17 protein-coding genes are annotated in these 15,241 nt (G+C 62.4%); 12 read left to right on the plus strand and 5 right to left on the minus strand.

The window, feature by feature from the left end; all coding sequences use genetic code 11:
- Window positions 1–290 precede the first annotated feature (290 nt).
- Window positions 291–2,033, plus strand: coding sequence for a chemotaxis protein (locus tag EFB14_RS16285; protein WP_126827041.1), 1,743 nt, complete (start codon window positions 291–293; stop codon window positions 2,031–2,033).
- A 52-nt stretch (window positions 2,034–2,085) separates the two neighbouring features.
- Here EFB14_RS16285 and EFB14_RS16290 read toward each other — a convergent pair whose 3' ends face one another.
- Together EFB14_RS16290 and EFB14_RS16295 are read right to left on the minus strand one after the other, a co-directional pair.
- Entirely contained in the window at window positions 2,086–3,168 is a 1,083-nt protein-coding gene (locus EFB14_RS16290; RefSeq protein WP_125847023.1) for a tetratricopeptide repeat protein, read from the minus strand.
- 10 nt (window positions 3,169–3,178) lie between these two features.
- Window positions 3,179–3,832 (minus strand): thiamine phosphate synthase, encoded by a 654-nt coding sequence (locus EFB14_RS16295; protein ID WP_125847021.1) that lies wholly within the window; start codon window positions 3,830–3,832, stop codon window positions 3,179–3,181.
- Window positions 3,833–3,939: 107 nt separating this feature from the next.
- On the opposite strand from EFB14_RS16295, the gene EFB14_RS16300 reads away from it, so the two are divergent.
- Window positions 3,940–4,704: a sulfite exporter TauE/SafE family protein gene (locus tag EFB14_RS16300; protein WP_125847019.1), complete on the plus strand. Its 765-nt coding sequence runs from the start codon at window positions 3,940–3,942 to the stop codon at window positions 4,702–4,704.
- A gap of 108 nt (window positions 4,705–4,812) precedes the next feature.
- A complete protein-coding gene (locus EFB14_RS16305; protein ID WP_125847017.1) occupies window positions 4,813–5,073 on the plus strand; it encodes an ArsR/SmtB family transcription factor in 261 nt (86 codons plus the stop codon).
- 203 nt (window positions 5,074–5,276) lie between these two features.
- On the opposite strand, the gene EFB14_RS16310 is transcribed toward EFB14_RS16305, so the two are convergent.
- Window positions 5,277–5,450: a YdcH family protein gene (locus EFB14_RS16310; protein WP_009996782.1), complete on the minus strand. Its 174-nt coding sequence runs from the start codon at window positions 5,448–5,450 to the stop codon at window positions 5,277–5,279.
- Between the two features lie 228 nt (window positions 5,451–5,678).
- Between EFB14_RS16310 and EFB14_RS16315 the strand changes: the two genes are divergently transcribed.
- The 6 genes from EFB14_RS16315 (at window position 5,679) to EFB14_RS16340 (ending at window position 9,655) form a co-directional block, all read left to right on the plus strand.
- Window positions 5,679–5,882 carry a YdcH family protein gene (locus EFB14_RS16315; protein WP_125847015.1) on the plus strand — a complete coding sequence of 68 codons (204 nt, stop codon included), beginning with the start codon at window positions 5,679–5,681 and terminating at the stop codon, window positions 5,880–5,882.
- Between the two features lie 17 nt (window positions 5,883–5,899).
- The gene (gene purE / locus EFB14_RS16320) at window positions 5,900–6,394 is read left to right on the plus strand and encodes a 5-(carboxyamino)imidazole ribonucleotide mutase (protein ID WP_126827043.1); all 495 of its coding nucleotides are present in this window, start codon (window positions 5,900–5,902) and stop codon (window positions 6,392–6,394) included.
- Complete coding sequence (locus EFB14_RS16325; protein WP_126827046.1) at window positions 6,391–7,467, plus strand: 5-(carboxyamino)imidazole ribonucleotide synthase; 1,077 nt, start codon at window positions 6,391–6,393, stop codon at window positions 7,465–7,467. The genes purE and EFB14_RS16325 overlap by 4 nt, the downstream gene beginning before the upstream one ends.
- A 164-nt stretch (window positions 7,468–7,631) precedes the next feature.
- Complete coding sequence (ykgO, locus tag EFB14_RS16330) at window positions 7,632–7,757, plus strand: type B 50S ribosomal protein L36 (protein WP_003582204.1); 126 nt, start codon at window positions 7,632–7,634, stop codon at window positions 7,755–7,757.
- 111 nt (window positions 7,758–7,868) lie between these two features.
- Complete coding sequence (locus tag EFB14_RS16335) at window positions 7,869–8,483, plus strand: tetratricopeptide repeat protein (protein ID WP_126827049.1); 615 nt, start codon at window positions 7,869–7,871, stop codon at window positions 8,481–8,483.
- A gap of 116 nt (window positions 8,484–8,599) precedes the next feature.
- Entirely contained in the window at window positions 8,600–9,655 is a 1,056-nt protein-coding gene (locus EFB14_RS16340) for an alpha/beta fold hydrolase (protein WP_126827052.1), read from the plus strand.
- A gap of 54 nt (window positions 9,656–9,709) precedes the next feature.
- Here EFB14_RS16340 and EFB14_RS16345 read toward each other — a convergent pair whose 3' ends face one another.
- Window positions 9,710–10,426 (minus strand): SDR family oxidoreductase, encoded by a 717-nt coding sequence (locus EFB14_RS16345; protein ID WP_126827055.1) that lies wholly within the window; start codon window positions 10,424–10,426, stop codon window positions 9,710–9,712.
- Between the two features lie 116 nt (window positions 10,427–10,542).
- Between EFB14_RS16345 and EFB14_RS16350 the strand changes: the two genes are divergently transcribed.
- The 3 genes from EFB14_RS16350 (at window position 10,543) to EFB14_RS16360 (ending at window position 14,294) form a co-directional block, all read left to right on the plus strand.
- Window positions 10,543–11,397 carry a helix-turn-helix transcriptional regulator gene (locus EFB14_RS16350; RefSeq protein WP_126827058.1) on the plus strand — a complete coding sequence of 285 codons (855 nt, stop codon included), beginning with the start codon at window positions 10,543–10,545 and terminating at the stop codon, window positions 11,395–11,397.
- Between the two features lie 75 nt (window positions 11,398–11,472).
- The gene (gene ggt, locus EFB14_RS16355; RefSeq protein ID WP_126827061.1) at window positions 11,473–13,209 is read left to right on the plus strand and encodes a gamma-glutamyltransferase; all 1,737 of its coding nucleotides are present in this window, start codon (window positions 11,473–11,475) and stop codon (window positions 13,207–13,209) included.
- A 110-nt stretch (window positions 13,210–13,319) separates the two neighbouring features.
- Entirely contained in the window at window positions 13,320–14,294 is a 975-nt protein-coding gene (locus tag EFB14_RS16360; RefSeq protein ID WP_126827065.1) for a threonine ammonia-lyase, read from the plus strand.
- Window positions 14,295–14,351: 57 nt separating this feature from the next.
- Here EFB14_RS16360 and EFB14_RS16365 read toward each other — a convergent pair whose 3' ends face one another.
- Window positions 14,352–15,149, minus strand: a complete 798-nt coding sequence (locus EFB14_RS16365; RefSeq protein ID WP_126827068.1) for an SDR family NAD(P)-dependent oxidoreductase — start codon at window positions 15,147–15,149, stop codon at window positions 14,352–14,354.
- Between the last annotated feature and the right edge of the window lie 92 nt (window positions 15,150–15,241).

Here is a 15,241-nt window from a genome sequence, read left to right on the forward strand (position 1 = left end):
GACAGCGTTAATGGCGGGTAAACAGCGGTTGTAGAAAGCTGCTGCACAGCCAATCCCGCGACTCCCATTTCTCATCCAGGAAAAGTTGTATTTCCCTCTCAGAATTTGAAGATAAATCGAGAGAAAACAGTATGTTGGATAATAATCGCCAGCTATGCAGCTTCTGCCGGCACCGCCTCCACATCTTTCGTTAATCACAACGTAGGCGAGTCTGGCGCGTTTACCGGTCGTTTCCATCCTGCCCGTAAAAATAGAGTCAAATTGCCTGCGTTTGAAGAAAAGGTATAAAATTGGCACACGCTCGGGTATCACCGCACGCTGCAACCTACACGTCAGGGCGGGACATCAGTCAGACCCTGGAATCCGCCCGCAGCCAGGTCGAGGAACGGTTCCTCGAAGGCGGAACGGTGCTGCTCTCGGTGATGGATGTCCTCAACCGGCTGCTGAACTCGCTCGAAAGCGTGACCAAGGCGCTCGACAACAAGGAGTCGAGTGACACCAGCGCCGATCTCCACGCCACGGTCGAGAGCCTGACGGCGCTGCCGGTCACCGAGGAAAACCGTCAGCAGGCGCTGGTCTCGCTGGCGCATACAGGCAAGGAACTGCGCAAGCATGTCGCCGACATGCAGGAGACGATGCGCTACCTCAGAACCTTCGCCGTGACCGTGAAGATCACCGGCGCCGGGCTAGCCGAATTCGCCGGCTTCGCCCAGGAAATCCTGGAGCGCATCTATTCCGGCACGGATGAAGTCAACCGTTTCGCCGCCCATCTCGACAGCCTCGAAAAGGAGGTCAAACTTGCGGCTTCCCTCGGCGCCAGCGTCTCCAGGGGATATGCCGATACCGTCCCGGCCGTTGCGGCAGCGCTCCGCGATGATGCTGCAAAGATCGCCGGGCACCGCAAGGATCTGGGCGTCATCGCCCGCGAGGTCGGTGCGATTGCCCGCGGCGTCCAGGGCAAGGTCGCCTCGACATTGTCCGCCCTGCAGATCGGCGATATCACCCGCCAGCGCATCGAGCATGTGCAGGCCACCTTTTCGTTGCTCGAAGATTTCCTTGCGGGCGAGGATGGCGCCCGGCTCGACGCGGGCGCGCGCCAGCGCCTCCAGAACGTCATTCATCATCTGACCGCGGCGCAGATGAGCGAGATGTGCGCCGATTTCCAGCGGGATTCGGAGAGCGTCGTCAAGACGATCGCAAGTTTCGACCACGACACGAGAGATATCCTCAAGCTGCGCGATCAGATGAGCGGCGAGAACGGCGAGGCCGGCGGCAACTTCATGCGCGCGCTGGAATCCAGCGTTTCGGCCGCCCACGAAATCGTCAAGCAGGTCGATACGGCAAGCCGACAGGCCGACCAGGTGAGCCAGTCGACGATCGGCACGGCCGCCAAGCTCTTCGAGGCGATCGGCAACATCCGCGCCGTCAAGACCGACATCCATTACATGGCCTTGAATACCAACCTGCGCTGCAGCCGTTTGGGCGAGGAAGGCAAGTCGATCAACGTCGTCACCGCCGAGTTGCGCATATTCGCCGGCAAGCTCGACGATTCCGCCGACGCGATCGTCAACGGCCTGCCTACGCTCGAAGCCGCAGCCGGCCGTGTCGCCCCGGCAACCGATGCCGGAGCTGGCGGCCTGGGAGAGAGCCTGACATCGGCCGTCGGCAACATTCGCTTAGCCGCCAACGTGATGGAAAACGAACTCAAGGTGCTTGCCGAAAATGGCCGCGAGGTCGCCACCAAGATCAACCTGTTGATCGGCAAGCTCGATTTCCAGCATGATCTCGGCGACGTGCTCGCCCGCTGCGCCGATGTGCTCGACGGCGTTGCCGGAGCCGAGGTTGCCGACATCTCCGATCTCACGGAGACGATCGCACCGCTCGACCGCAAGATCTTCAAACTCTACACGATGGTCCAGGAGCGCAATACCCATCGCGATATCATCCCGGCGAGCGAGGGGAGCACAGCTCCTCCCGCCGAAACGCCGAAAGCCGAAAACGACGAGGATCTTTTCGCCGACGCGCTTTTCTGATGCGCGGCGGCGCGAGCGTCGGGCAGCCTCAAGCCCGTAGGCGAGCCACGGCCTATCGCCGCCGGAACTTGTTGGCGGCGTCGATCGCAGCCTTCTGCTGATTGTCTTCGATGCCGAGATAGAAATCCTCGAGCGACGGATCGGCAAGCCCGGCACGGCGCGACAGCACATACCATTTCGCCGCCTCGATCGGGTTCGGCGGCGTGCCGATGGCATTGATGTAGAGATGGGCGAGCTTGTTCTGCGCGACGACATTGCCGCCGTTGGCGGCAAGTTTCAGCCACTCGAAACCCTTGACGTAATCCTTCGGCCCGCCGACGCCGTTGACGAGCCAGATGCCGAGATCGAGCTGGGCGGTATCGAAACCGGCGCGCGCGGCGCGCACCATCCACTCGCGGGCAAGCTGCTTCTTTTCCTCCGGCAGGTCCTTCAGTGACGCATAGATCTGCGCCACGGCATACTGCGAGTCGGCAACACCCTGCTCGGCCGATTTCTCGTAGAAGGGCAGCGCAAGCTTCAGGCCCTTCTCGCCGGGATTGTCGGCAACGAGAATCTGCGCCCAGTTGAATTCCGCCGACGAATTGCCGGCTTCGGCCGCCTTGCGCATGTAGTCGTCGGCCTTGACCTTGTCACGCTGGACGCCCTCGCCCTCCATCAGCATCAGCGCATATTTGAACATTGCCGCCGCATCGCCGCCATCGGCAGCCTTGCCGTACCAGAAGGCGGCGTTCTTCACGTCCTTCTTGACCCCCAGTCCCTGCGATAGGATTTCGCCGATCAGCGTCTGCGCTGCGGGATCGCCGAGCTGGGCGCGCGGCAGCGCCTTGTCCATGGCGGTCAGATAATAGCCGCGCTGGTAGGCGCCGTAAGCTTCGTCGATCGGCCCCTTGTAATCCTTCTCCGGCGGCAGATCCGGTAGCTTCGCTCCCATGCGGTCGAACACGCCGACACCGTCGGAGGGTTTAACACCCGGACCGGTCGGCCGGTCGGTCCGGAAGGTGGAAGCCGGCGCCGTACCCGGCTGGCTGATGACGCTGTCGGGCGCCTGTGCCAGGACGGTCTCCGGACCGGCCACAGTCAGGACCGCCATGCTGGCGAGGAAATATTTCAAAAGACGGGCGGGCGGGATCGGCATGAGCGCGATTTCAATCCTCAAACCGTGGCGCTTTTTCGTCAAGCATCGCGTTGATTTCGGCAACGACGGCGGGCGCCCGGCCGGGCTCGCCGAAGACTGCCAGCCGCAGCGCCACGAACTCCGCCCCGGTCTCCGCGACGGCAAGCGCCGACGACGGATCGGTGCCGCCCATGACAATGCACGGGATCTCGATCATCGAGGCCCACCATTCGCCGAGCGCAAGGTTCTTCGGATGAGCCTCCGGCTTGATATCGCCGTCGAGCTTGCCGAAGAAGATATAGTCCGGCCGGGCTTCGCCGATCTCCAGCGCATGATGCCGGTCAGCGGCGTTGCCGCCGCCGACGATCAGCTTCGGCGCGTGTTTCTCGATCGCTTCCGAAAGCGCCTCCGCATTGCCGGAAAGGTGCAGGCCATCGGCCTTCGCCCGGCCCGCTACTCGGCTGTCGCCGGCAATCAGTGCCGCCGCTCCGGCATCCTGGATCAGCGGCACCAGCTTCTCGGCATGTTTCTGGAAGGCGCCGTCGTCGAGCCCGTATTGCGGCACGATCACGGAGGCGACGTCGCCGCCCTTCAGTGCGTCGGCGACGATCTTTGCCCGCTCATCGGCATCGGCGATATCGGGTACGATGAGCACAAGGCGGCAGCGGTTTTCCGGTTCGGTCATGGGGTCTTTCCGTTTCCTGCGAATTCCCCCGCGAAATGGCGGATCCGCACTCGTTTTGTGTGAGTAGTTCCGTTAGAGGAGGCTTGCAAGAGGAGGACGTCGAAAGCATGCCGCAGGACTTATCATTCTATTACGCTGCCGTGCCTGCCGTTCTGCTGGTGGGCCTTGCGAAAGGCGGCATGGGCGACGCTTTGTCGCTGATCGGCCTGCCCTTCCTCGCCCTTGTCGTCTCGCCGGTCGAAGCGGCGGCTATCCTGTTGCCGATCCTGGTTTTCATGGACATGATCTCGCTCGTCATCTGGCGCAAGCATGGCGACTGGGCGACGCTGAAGATCATGCTGCCGGGCGCGATCTTCGGCATCGGGCTCGGCTGGGCGACCTCGGCGCTCGTTCCGGGCAATATGCTGCGCATCGTCATCGGCGCGGTGACCATCCTCTTCTGCCTGCGCTATTTCTGGAACAATTTCGGTCCCGGCGCGGGAAAGGTAATCCCGCCGCGCGGCCAGCGGCCGGTGGCCGCCAGCCTCTGGGGCACGTTCTCAGGCTATGGCAGCTTCGTCGCCCATGCCGGTGGTGCCCCGTTCCAGATCTATGCCCTGCCGCTCAAACTGCAGCCGCGCGAATATACCGGCACCAGCGCGCGCTTCTTCGCGATCCTCAACGCCATCAAGCTTATCCCTTATTTCGCGCTCGGCCAGCTCGACACGCAGAATCTTGCGACGTCGGCGACGCTCCTGCCCTTCGCCCCGCTCGCGACCATCGCCGGCGCCTGGTGCGTGCGCCGCATGAAGCCGGAAATATTCTATCCCTTCATGTATGCGATGGCCTTGATCGCCGCTTTCCTGATCGTGCGCGAAGGCCTTGGCTGGTAGAAGCCCTGCAGTGCCGCGTCTTTTCAGGCGCGCAAAGGACATTGCAGCAATACGCTGCAATGCACAATTTCCTTGCTGGAACGGCCGGTTTGACGTAGCGTTCCCGCCATGTCGACCACGGACCCCTTCTCTGCGATTTCCGACCCGAACCGGCGGTTTCTGCTGGAGGAATTGCGTCGCGCTCCAAGGACGGTCAACGAACTCGCCGAAGGCCTGCCCATCAGCCGTCCGGCTGTGTCGCAACACCTGAAGGCGCTGCTCGACAGCAACCTCGTCTCGGTGACCTCGGAAGGCACGAGGCGCATCTACACGGTCAACAACCGCGGCTTCGACAAGCTCAATCTATGGCTGGATCAATTCTGGGCCTGATGCATCTTCCCTAAGACCGTGGGAAGCGATGCGGATCATATGATATTTTTGAAGAGTGATGCTGCAAAAACGCCAGCCGCGATGCCGCATGCATCGGACTGGCGCATATCTGGTGTAGATCACCGGTTCTTGCTAATTCTCGGCGGAATGGATGGATTTACCTCTTCTAACGCAAGATGATCGGCCGGCGACCCTTGGGAAGATCAGTGGACGGATGACTTGAGACGCTGGATCTCGTCCTTGATGCGCAACTTGCGGCGCTTGCATTCGGCAATTTCAGTATCGGAGATTGAGGGAGCTGTTCTGAGCGCGTGCAACTCCTCCTCGAGTGCTACATGCTTTTTCTGGAGTGATTCAAGATGAGCTTGAACTGTCATTTGACCCTTCCTTCCTCTTACCCTTCCCCGGCCATCGTCGTCGGGGAACAAGGTGTCAACCGGCGGACTGTGACACATTTTTGAAGGCTTGTCGAAGGCCAAAAGATGAAGACTAGATGGCAAATTCATGATCAAGACTAACTAGCCGTTACCTGTATTTGGTGATAGGAGCTTGCGGAAATCATCGGCAGATCGGACAAGATCCGAGGACGATAACGGGGAATGCATATGGCCGATCAGGAACAGGCGGATGTCAGGCTCATGGTGGCGCGTCTGCGCCAGGAGCACGAGGATTTCGACGCCGCGATCAATGCCATGATCCAGATGGGATGCGATGCTCTGCGGATCCAGCGCATGAAGAAGAAGAAGCTCGTCATCAAGGACAAGCTCTCCAAGCTGGAAGATCAGATCATCCCTGACATCATCGCCTGAGAGGGACCGCAGCAACGATGACAGACAGACCACCCGTCGCCATCATCATGGGCAGCCAGTCCGACTGGGAGACCATGAAGAACGCCGCCGACACGCTGGAGGCGCTGGAAATTCCCTATGACGCGCGCATCATCTCGGCGCACCGCACAGTCGACCGGCTGGTCAATTTCGCCAAGGGCGCACGCGCGGAGGGCTTCAAGGTCATCATCGCCGGCGCCGGCGGCGCTGCCCACCTGCCTGGAATGACCGCCGCGCTGACGCCGCTGCCGGTGTTCGGCGTGCCGGTCCAGTCGAAAGCCCTGTCCGGCCAGGACAGCCTGCTTTCCATCGTGCAGATGCCGGCAGGCATTCCTGTGGGAACGCTCGCCATCGGCAAGGCGGGCGCGGTAAACGCCGCCCTTCTCGCCGCCGCCGTGCTCGCCCTTTCCGACGAGGAAATCGCCGACCGGCTCGATGAATGGCGCGAGCGCCAGAGTGCCAGCGTCGCCGAATACCCGATGGACGACCTATGACAGCAGCAACGATCGGCATTATCGGCGGCGGCCAGCTCGGCCGCATGCTGGCCATTGCCGCCGCCAGATTGAATTTCCGCACGATCATCCTCGAGCCGCAGGCCGACTGCCCCGCCGCCCAGCTCGCCAACCGGCAGATCGTCGCCGCCTATGACGATCCGGCGGCGCTGGCCGAACTCGCGACCGCCTGCGATCTCGTCACCTACGAATTCGAGAATGTGCCCGTCTCGGCCGCCGAGACGCTCGCCGCGCGCGTCCCCGTCTATCCGCCTGCGAAGGCGCTGGAGGCCGCCCAGGACCGGCTCGTCGAAAAACGCTTCCTCAATGGCTGCGGCATATCAACAGCCCGCTTCCATGCGGTCGACAGCCAGGCCGATCTCGAAGCCGCACTTCAGGATTTCGGCGGTCAGGGCGTGCTGAAGACCCGCCGCCTCGGCTATGACGGCAAGGGACAGAAGGTTTTCCGATCGGCAGCCGACAGTCCTGACGGCGCCTATGCTGCGCTCGGCGCCGTGCCGCTCATCCTTGAAAGCTTCGTCGCCTTCGAACGCGAAATCTCGATCATCGCCGCGCGCGCCACCGACGGTGCCGTCGTCTGTTTCGATCCTGCCGAGAATGTCCATCGCGACGGCATCCTCCACACCTCGACGGTTCCAGCCGCGATCCCCGCGGCGACGGCCGGCGCCGCGCGCCGATCGGCCGAAAAGATCCTCGCCGCGTTGAACTATGTCGGCGTCATCGGCATCGAATTCTTCGTGCTCGCTGATGGCAGCCTCATCGCCAACGAGATGGCTCCGCGCGTGCACAATTCCGGCCACTGGACGGAAGCCGCCTGCGTCGTCAGCCAGTTCGAACAGCATATCCGGGCCGTCGCCGGCCTGCCGCTCGGCAATGCCGAGCGCCACTCCGACTGCGTCATGCAGAACCTGATCGGCGACGACATCCTTGCCGTTCCCGACTGGCTGCGACGCGCCGACACGCTGGTTCATCTCTACGGCAAGAGCGAATGGCGCCCCGGCCGCAAGATGGGCCATGTCACCACTTTGACGCCGAAATCGCCGATTTCACCGTGAGAAAACGCGGCCAAGCCCCGGGAAAAACACCTTCATGCGGTTGACATGATGGAGGTGACGGGGTATCTGCTCCCCCACCTAAGAGCGCGCCCCGACGGCGCGCTTTTGATTGTTAAAGATACGGGCGAATGTGAATTCCCCCATAGAGATCGCGGATCAGAAAAATGAAGATCAAGAATTCGCTCAAGTCGCTCAAGGCTCGTCACCGTGACAACCGTCTGGTTCGCCGCAAGGGCCGCATCTACATCATCAACAAGCTGAACCCGCGCTACAAGGCTCGTCAGGGCTGATTTCGCGTATCCGGATTGCCTTGCCGCGCAAGCTGCGCATGCAACCATATCCGGTGGGTCGCTGCGGTGATCACGTCAAATTCGTTTGATCTTCGGCACTGGCGGGCTAATATGTCCGCCATGCGCATTTTTGCTTTGACGTCAGCGGCACTGCCGCTCGCTCTGATCCTGCTCACCTCCGCCGTTCCGGCCGCTGCCGCGGAAAAGGACGTCATCGTCGAGCAGACGAATGTCGACACTTCGCCGAAGCAGCGCCTCGACCAGCTCTTCAGCCAGTTGAAGCGCGAGCGTGATCCGGAAAAAGCCAGCGGCATCGCCAACGAAATCCGTCTGGAATGGAACGATTCCGGCAGTGCCACCATCAATCTGCTGATGCAGTGGGCCGATAAGGCGATCGAAGAAAAGCGCAATCCCGCCGCGCTCGACTTCCTCGACGAGGCGATCACGCTGAAGCCGGATTACGCCGAGAGCTGGAACCGCCGCGCCACGCTGAATTTCATCATGGGCAACTACCGCAAGTCGATGTCCGACATCGAACACGTGCTGGATCTCGAGCCGCGCCATTTCGGCGCGCTCTCCGGCATGGCGGCGATCCTCAGCAATGCCGGCAACGATCAGCTGGCCTTGAAGGCCTGGGAGCAGTTCCTCAGCATCTATCCGGCCGAACGCACGGCGCAGGAACAGGTCAACACGCTGTCGGAAAAACTCGCGGGCAACCGCACCTGATTCCGGTTCGCCGATCTTGACGAGCCGCCTGTCCGCGCAATTTTAGAATGTTGGGGAAACGACGCAACGCTTCGTCCACCCCGCAGGAGCCGCCGCAATTATCGCCTGTTAAGATCATGTTTGCAGAAGTTTCCGCTCTTCTCGCCCCGCTCGCCGCCGCCATCGGCTATTCTTCCTATAAGGCGCGGCAATTCGAACAGGCATATCCGAATATCGGCGAACTGACGGATGTCGGCGGCTACCGCATGAACGCCGTCCATGTCCCCCGCCCCGAAAATGCGGATCTGCCGGCACTCGTCTTCATTCACGGCGCCAGCGGTAATCTGCTCGATCAGCTCCTCGCTTTCCGCGCAGCGCTCGAAGGCCGGGCCGAAATGCTGTTCGTCGATCGCCCCGGCCACGGTTATTCCGAACGCGGCGGCCCTGAAAACGCCGTTCCCTCCGGCCAGGCCGATGCGATCGCCCGATTGATGGAGAAGCGCGGCATCGAGAAGGCTGTTATCGTCGGCCATTCCTTCGGCGGCGCGATCACCGCCGCCTTCGGTCTTCGCCATCCTGATAAGACCGCCGGCCTGCTCTTCCTCGCACCCGCCACCCATCCCTGGCCGGGCGGCATCGACTGGTATTATCATGTGGCGACGACGCCTGTTATCGGCTGGCTCTTCAATCATGCGGTCGTCGTGCCGCTCGGGCTGCGCAGGCTGGAGCGCGGTACCCTGAACGTCTTCCGCCCCAATCCACGCCCGGCCGACTACATCGAAAAAACCGGTCCGTCATTGGTGCTGCGACCCAACGCTTTCCACAACAACGCAGCCGATTTCAAAAGGCTGCTCGCCTATGTGAAGGAACAGTCGCCGCTTTATTCACAGATCACCGCGCCGACCGTCATCATCACAGGCGACCGCGACGAGATCGTCTGGGAGCACCTGCATTCGCGCGGCCTTGCCCGCGACATAGCAGGCTCCGAACTCATCACCGTTCGCGGCGTCGGCCATAAGCCGGATTATCTCGCAACCGATGTCGCCACCGCCGCGATGGAGAAGATATCAGGCAAGCCACGCGACCTGCAGGCGGCAGCTCGCCGGGCCGAGGAGAGGCTCGCCGCCGCTTCGCGCGATCGGACGGTCGCAACCGCACCGTCGCTGGCGCCGGGCGCATTGCACGGCGCCTGACCTCCGCGGTCTGGAATTTTCCGCCGACGATCGGCAGCCCGCCGGAAATCTACCTCAGGCGCTGAGACGCACACCGCCGTCGCAGGTCACGACATGGCCGCTCATAAAGCCGTTTCCGATCAGGAAGGCAATCGCCTGCGAGATATCCTCCGGCCTGCCGACACGGCCGACCGGCGTACGGCCGGCGAAATCCGCAAAGACGTTGCCGCGCTGCTCCGGCGGCAGGAAATTCCACCAGGGCGTATCGATAACTCCGGGTGAAACGCCGTTAACACGCAGCGGCTTCAGCTCGGCGGCAAGCACCGGCACCATCGCCTCGATGCCGGCATTGATCGCCGCAAGCCCCGCCGTGCCGGGCATCGCGGCCTGCGCGCTGACCGCAGAAACGAAGGTGATGCTGCCGCCCGGTTGGAGAAACGGCAGCGCTGCCTGGGCCGCCGCCGCATGCGGAATGAGCTTGGTTTGGAATCCGGCAAGCAGATCCGCCATGCCGAGTGTCGCGAAGGGTCCGGCGCCGTGGCCGCTGCCCATCGCCAGCACGAGATGACCGAACGCGCCGATGCCGGCGAAAGCCTCCCCGAGACTGGAAAGCTGCGTCGCATCGAGCACGAGGCTGCGCGCATCACCGTCGAGCGAGGCCTTCGCCGCCGCAAGCTTTTCACCGTCGCGGCCCGTAATGGTGACCGTATATCCCTGTTTCAAAAGTAATTTCGCCGTGGCAAGGCCGATGCCGGAAGAACCGCCGATGACGACCACATGCTGTAATGACATGATGCTGCTCCTTGAATTGATCGAGCCGCAGGCGATGGGACCACCTGCGGCATCTCCATCATGTGCGGCCTGAAAACGGCAAACAGTTCCAGTTTTATCCTGGTATCGATACTGATATGATCGGCTCCATGGACCAGAGAACCGACGCATTCGAAGCACGCCGCCGCGAATTCGCGGCCTTCCTGCGCTCCCGCCGCGAGCGGCTGGCGCCCTCCGATGTCGGCCTGCCCGAGGGCTTTCGTCGGCGCACGCCGGGTCTGAGGCGCGAGGAACTCGCCATGCTCGCCGGAGTTGGCACCACCTGGTACACATGGCTGGAGCAGGGCCGCGACATAAGACCCTCCGCACAGGTACTCAACGCTCTTGCCGGTGCACTGCGCCTCGATGAAGCCGAGCGGCAGCATCTCTTTACTCTCAGCAACCGTCACGCACTGCAGGCAATATCCTCAGCACCCGAATGCGTCGACGAGCCGCTGCAGCGCATGCTCGCCAACCTGACCCAACAGCCGGCCTATGTGCTCGGCCGCCGATGGGATGTGCTTGCCTGGAATCGTGCCGCCGAGGTGCTTTTCGGTGGTTACGACACGCTCGACCGCGACGAGCGCAACATCATGCATCGCCTCTTCGCCGATCCGGCGCATCGCAAGTTGCTCGTCGATTGGGAGACGGTTGCCCGCGTGTCGCTGGCGATGTTCCGCGCCGACAGTGCGCGTTATGCCGGCGATCCGGATTTCGAGCGGCTGATCGCGCTGCTGAAGAAGGTAAGCGACGAGTTTCGGGATTGGTGGCAGCGCCACGAGGTCGTCAGCCCGCTATCCGGCATCAAACGCATCGATCATCCGGCAAAAGGCCGCATGTCCTTCGAGCATACCGGACTGACCGTGACGAACCGGCCGGAGATGAAGCTCATCGTCTATACCCCGCTCGATGACGACGGCACCAAGAGGAAACTCGCCGAGCTCCTCGCATAAAAGCAAATCCTTTGCATTGCCTCGGGCTCACGCGGCCCCATATGTTTTCCATCATTGTCCATAGGAGGGGAAATCATGGGCCGCCTGCATATCGGGACGATCTCCGTCATTGCAGCACTGTCGCTGAGCCTGACTTCGGCCTTCGCTGCTTCGCCGGCGCCTGTTGAGGCCGAGCACGGCATGGTCGTCACGGCTCAGCACCTGGCGACCGATGTCGGCGTCGAGGTGCTGAAGGGCGGCGGCAATGCGGTCGATGCGGCGGTCGCTGTCGGTTATGCGCTGGCGGTCGTCTATCCCTCGGCCGGCAATCTCGGCGGCGGCGGCTTCATGACCATCCGCCTGAAAGACGGCACGAAGACCTTTTTCGATTTCCGCGAACGCGCGCCGCTCGCCGCGACGAAAACCATGTATCTCGATGCCAAGGGCGATATCGTGCCGCGCGCCAGCCTCGACGGTTATCTCGCCGTCGGTGTGCCGGGCTCCGTCATGGGCTTTGAGACTGCGCGCGAAAAATATGGCACCAAATCCCGTCAGGACCTGATCGCACCGGCGCTCCACTTCGCCAAGGAGGGCTTCACGCTGGAACAGGGCGACGCCGCCAGTTTCGCCGAGAGCGCCAAGCGTCTCGCCAAGGATGAAGAAGCGGCAAAGATCTTTCTGAAGCCGGATGGCAAACCCTATCTATCCGGCGAGAAACTTGAGCAGCCGGATCTTGCCGCGGTGCTTTCAGCCATCTCCGAAAAAGGCCCCGACGCCTTCTACAAGGCCGCGCCCGCCGAGGCGATCGTCAAGGCCAGCCAGGCCAAGGGCGGCATCCTCGCCAAGGAGGACTTCGAGCAATATGCGGTGCGCGAACTGAAGCCGATCGAGTGTAATTACCGCGGCTACGACATCATCTCGTCGCCGCCACCCTCCTCCGGAGGCGTCATCATCTGCGAGATCCTCAATGTTCTGGAGGGATACCCGCTCTCCTATCTCGGCTACAACTCGGCCGAAACGGTCCACGTCATGGTCGAGGCGATGCGCTACGCCTATGTCGACCGCAACGCTGCGCTCGGCGATCCCGATTTCGTCAAGAACCCGGTCGAAAAACTGCTCGACAAGGCCTATGCCAAAGAGATCGCAGCGAAGATCGACCCCTACAAGGCCGGCACCTCGGCAAACCTGAAGCCGCTCGGCGGCAAGGAAAGCACCGAGACGACGCACTATTCGATCATCGACGACGAGGGTAATGCCGTTGCCGTCACCTATACGCTGAACGGCTCTTTCGGCGCGGCCGTCGTGGCGCCGGGCACCGGCGTGCTGCTCAACAACGAGATGGACGATTTCACCTCCAAGCCTGGCGTGCCGAACCTCTATGGCCTCGTGCAGGGTGAGGCGAACGCCATCGCGCCGAAGAAGACCCCGCTCTCCTCAATGAGCCCGACGATCGTCACCCGCGACGGCAAGCCCTTCATGGTGATCGGCAGCCCCGGAGGTTCGCGCATCATCACCATCACGCTGGAGGCGATCCTCAATGTCGTCGATTTCGGCATGGATATCAGCCAGGCGGTCAATGCCCCGCGTTTCCACCACCAATGGCAGCCCGACAAGATCTATCTCGAGCCCTACGCGCTTTCGCCGGACACGGAAAAGACGCTCGCAGCCATGGGCTACAGCTTCGACGGCGGCAATGACGCGCCGGCCTGGGGCCGGGCGGCCGGCATCCTCGTTGGCGGCAAGAGCCTCGCCGCCATCGAAAAGGGCGGCGGCGCCCGCTATAATGGCGCCATGGACAGCCGTGCGGCGGAAGGTTCTGCCAACGGCTATTAACGCCGGCAACGGGCGTAACACCATTCGTGTCACGGTGACAAAGTCGCCGTTCACAAACAGCTTGCCCCGCCCTATGCATGATTGAATTCCGCAAGCAGGACGATTCCCGAATGGCCAGCATTGAAATGATCGTTGCCGCCCGCGCCCGCCTGCGCGGTCACGCACGCCGCACACCGCTTCTCTCTTCCCCCTTCCTGAACGAAATCGCCGGCCGGCGCCTGTTCGTGAAGGCGGAATGCCTGCAGCATTCCGGTTCGTTCAAGTTCCGCGGCGGCTGGTCCGCGGTCTCCGGCCTCGATCCGGCCGTGCGCATGCGAGGCGTCATCGCCTTTTCCTCCGGCAACCATGCCCAGGGCGTTGCCCTTGCCGCCAAGCTGCACGGGGTGCCCTCCGTCATCATCATGCCGAGCGATGCGCCGAAGCTGAAGATCGCCAATACCCTCGCCTTCGGCGCCGAAGTCGTGCTTTACGACCGCGCCAACGAGGATCGCGACGAGATCGGCGCAAGGCTTTCGGCAGAACGCGGCCTGACGCTGATCAAACCTTTCGACGAGCCGCTGGTCATTGCCGGCCAGGGCACGACCGGCCTCGAAATCTCCGAACAGGCCGAAGAGGAAGGCGTTACTTCTGCGGAGGTCCTGGTTCCCTGCGGCGGCGGCGGACTGACCTCGGGCATCGCACTCGCCCTCGAAGCCAGCGCCCCCGGCTTCCGCGTTCGGCCCTGTGAGCCCAGGGACTTCGACGATACCACCCGCTCGCTCGCCTCCGGCAGGATCGAACGCAACGCCTCGATGTCGGGTTCGATCTGCGACGCGATCCTCACGCCGCAGCCTGGCAATATCACCTTTCCAATCCTGAAGCGCCTCGCCGGCGCCGGCATCGTCGTTACCGACGAGGAAGCGCTTCGCGCCATGGCGCTCGCTTTCGTCAGGCTGAAGATCGTCGTCGAGCCTGGTGCTGCAGTGGCGCTTGCCGCCGCCCTCTTCCATGGCAAGGATCTGGAAAGCGACACAATCGTCGCCGTCACCTCGGGCGGCAATGTCGATCCCGATATTTTCACCACCGCCCTGGAACGCTTCGGTTGAGAGAAGTGCTCCCGCCATCCGCAGCATATGCCGCGGATGGTCTTCGCCGGCAAACCGTCATGCCAGCTCATAACGTTTGGCCGGCGTGCTGCGAGACAGGTTCGGCATCAATGCCTGGCGCGCCTGCTCGTAGGCCGAAAGCAAGCCGGCATCTTCAAGCGCCGGAATGGTTGCGAATTCACCCTGCTCAAGGCCGGCGAGCGATGCATCGACCATGTCTTCCGCCGACATCACGATCTCGTTCGGCAGATGCTCGATCGGCGTGCCGGCAATGCCCCAGAATTCCGTCGCCGTGGCGCCAGGCAGCACGGCCTGGATTCGGATGTTCTTTTCCGTCAGTTCATGCTTCAGCGACTGGCTGAAGGCGAGCACGAAGGCTTTCGTGGCGCCGTAGACGCCGTTCAGGCGCTCGGGCGCGATCGCGACGATGGAAGCAATGTTGATGATCGTGCCGCCGCCGCGGGCAACGAAACCGGGAACGGCGGCATAGGTCAGCCGCATCAGCGCCGTGACGTTGAGGTCGATCATCTTCTGCATCTTGTCGACATCGGCGGCGAGCAGCGGCGCCGTTCCGCCGACGCCGGCATTGTTGACCAGAAGCGTGATGCTCCGGTCCTGCTTCAGCACGGCTTCGACACGGGCGAGGTCAGCCGCGTTGCCAAGGTCGGCCACGACGGTCTCGACCGTCCTGCCCGTCTCCTCGGTCAGCCCACTCGCCAGGGCCTTCAGCCGCTCGCCGTTGCGGGCGACGATGATCAGGTCGTAACCCTGCTTGGCCAGCCTGTGCGCATAGACTGCGCCGATGCCCGAGGATGCGCCGGTGACAAGCGCAGTACCCTTGTATTCCTGTGTCATGATCCATCTCCTTCAATTACGCCGGCCTCTGCCCTGCGCCTGAAGAGAGTCATACTCCTGATTGTAAGCGTCCTGAATGTCATATATACCAC

The organism is Rhizobium fabae (assembly GCF_003985135.1).
GTDB lineage: Bacteria > Pseudomonadota > Alphaproteobacteria > Rhizobiales > Rhizobiaceae > Rhizobium > Rhizobium pisi.

What these genes read in the sequence shown, in the direction of transcription:
- EFB14_RS16335 (WP_126827049.1), top strand. Translation starts at nt 7,869, where the DNA reads ATGTCCGCCATGCGCATTTTTGCTTTGACGTCAGCGGCACTGCCGCTC.
- purE (WP_126827043.1), top strand. Translation starts at nt 5,900, where the DNA reads ATGACAGACAGACCACCCGTCGCCATCATCATGGGCAGCCAGTCCGAC.
- ggt (WP_126827061.1), top strand. Translation starts at nt 11,473, where the DNA reads ATGGGCCGCCTGCATATCGGGACGATCTCCGTCATTGCAGCACTGTCG.
- EFB14_RS16295 (WP_125847021.1), bottom strand. Translation starts at nt 3,832, where the DNA reads ATGACCGAACCGGAAAACCGCTGCCGCCTTGTGCTCATCGTACCCGAT.
- ykgO (WP_003582204.1), top strand. Translation starts at nt 7,632, where the DNA reads ATGAAGATCAAGAATTCGCTCAAGTCGCTCAAGGCTCGTCACCGTGAC.
- EFB14_RS16350 (WP_126827058.1), top strand. Translation starts at nt 10,543, where the DNA reads ATGATCGGCTCCATGGACCAGAGAACCGACGCATTCGAAGCACGCCGC.
- EFB14_RS16305 (WP_125847017.1), top strand. Translation starts at nt 4,813, where the DNA reads ATGTCGACCACGGACCCCTTCTCTGCGATTTCCGACCCGAACCGGCGG.
- EFB14_RS16360 (WP_126827065.1), top strand. Translation starts at nt 13,320, where the DNA reads ATGGCCAGCATTGAAATGATCGTTGCCGCCCGCGCCCGCCTGCGCGGT.
- EFB14_RS16325 (WP_126827046.1), top strand. Translation starts at nt 6,391, where the DNA reads ATGACAGCAGCAACGATCGGCATTATCGGCGGCGGCCAGCTCGGCCGC.
- EFB14_RS16300 (WP_125847019.1), top strand. Translation starts at nt 3,940, where the DNA reads ATGCCGCAGGACTTATCATTCTATTACGCTGCCGTGCCTGCCGTTCTG.
- EFB14_RS16345 (WP_126827055.1), bottom strand. Translation starts at nt 10,426, where the DNA reads ATGTCATTACAGCATGTGGTCGTCATCGGCGGTTCTTCCGGCATCGGC.
- EFB14_RS16315 (WP_125847015.1), top strand. Translation starts at nt 5,679, where the DNA reads ATGGCCGATCAGGAACAGGCGGATGTCAGGCTCATGGTGGCGCGTCTG.
- EFB14_RS16310 (WP_009996782.1), bottom strand. Translation starts at nt 5,450, where the DNA reads ATGACAGTTCAAGCTCATCTTGAATCACTCCAGAAAAAGCATGTAGCA.
- EFB14_RS16365 (WP_126827068.1), bottom strand. Translation starts at nt 15,149, where the DNA reads ATGACACAGGAATACAAGGGTACTGCGCTTGTCACCGGCGCATCCTCG.
- EFB14_RS16340 (WP_126827052.1), top strand. Translation starts at nt 8,600, where the DNA reads ATGTTTGCAGAAGTTTCCGCTCTTCTCGCCCCGCTCGCCGCCGCCATC.
- EFB14_RS16290 (WP_125847023.1), bottom strand. Translation starts at nt 3,168, where the DNA reads ATGCCGATCCCGCCCGCCCGTCTTTTGAAATATTTCCTCGCCAGCATG.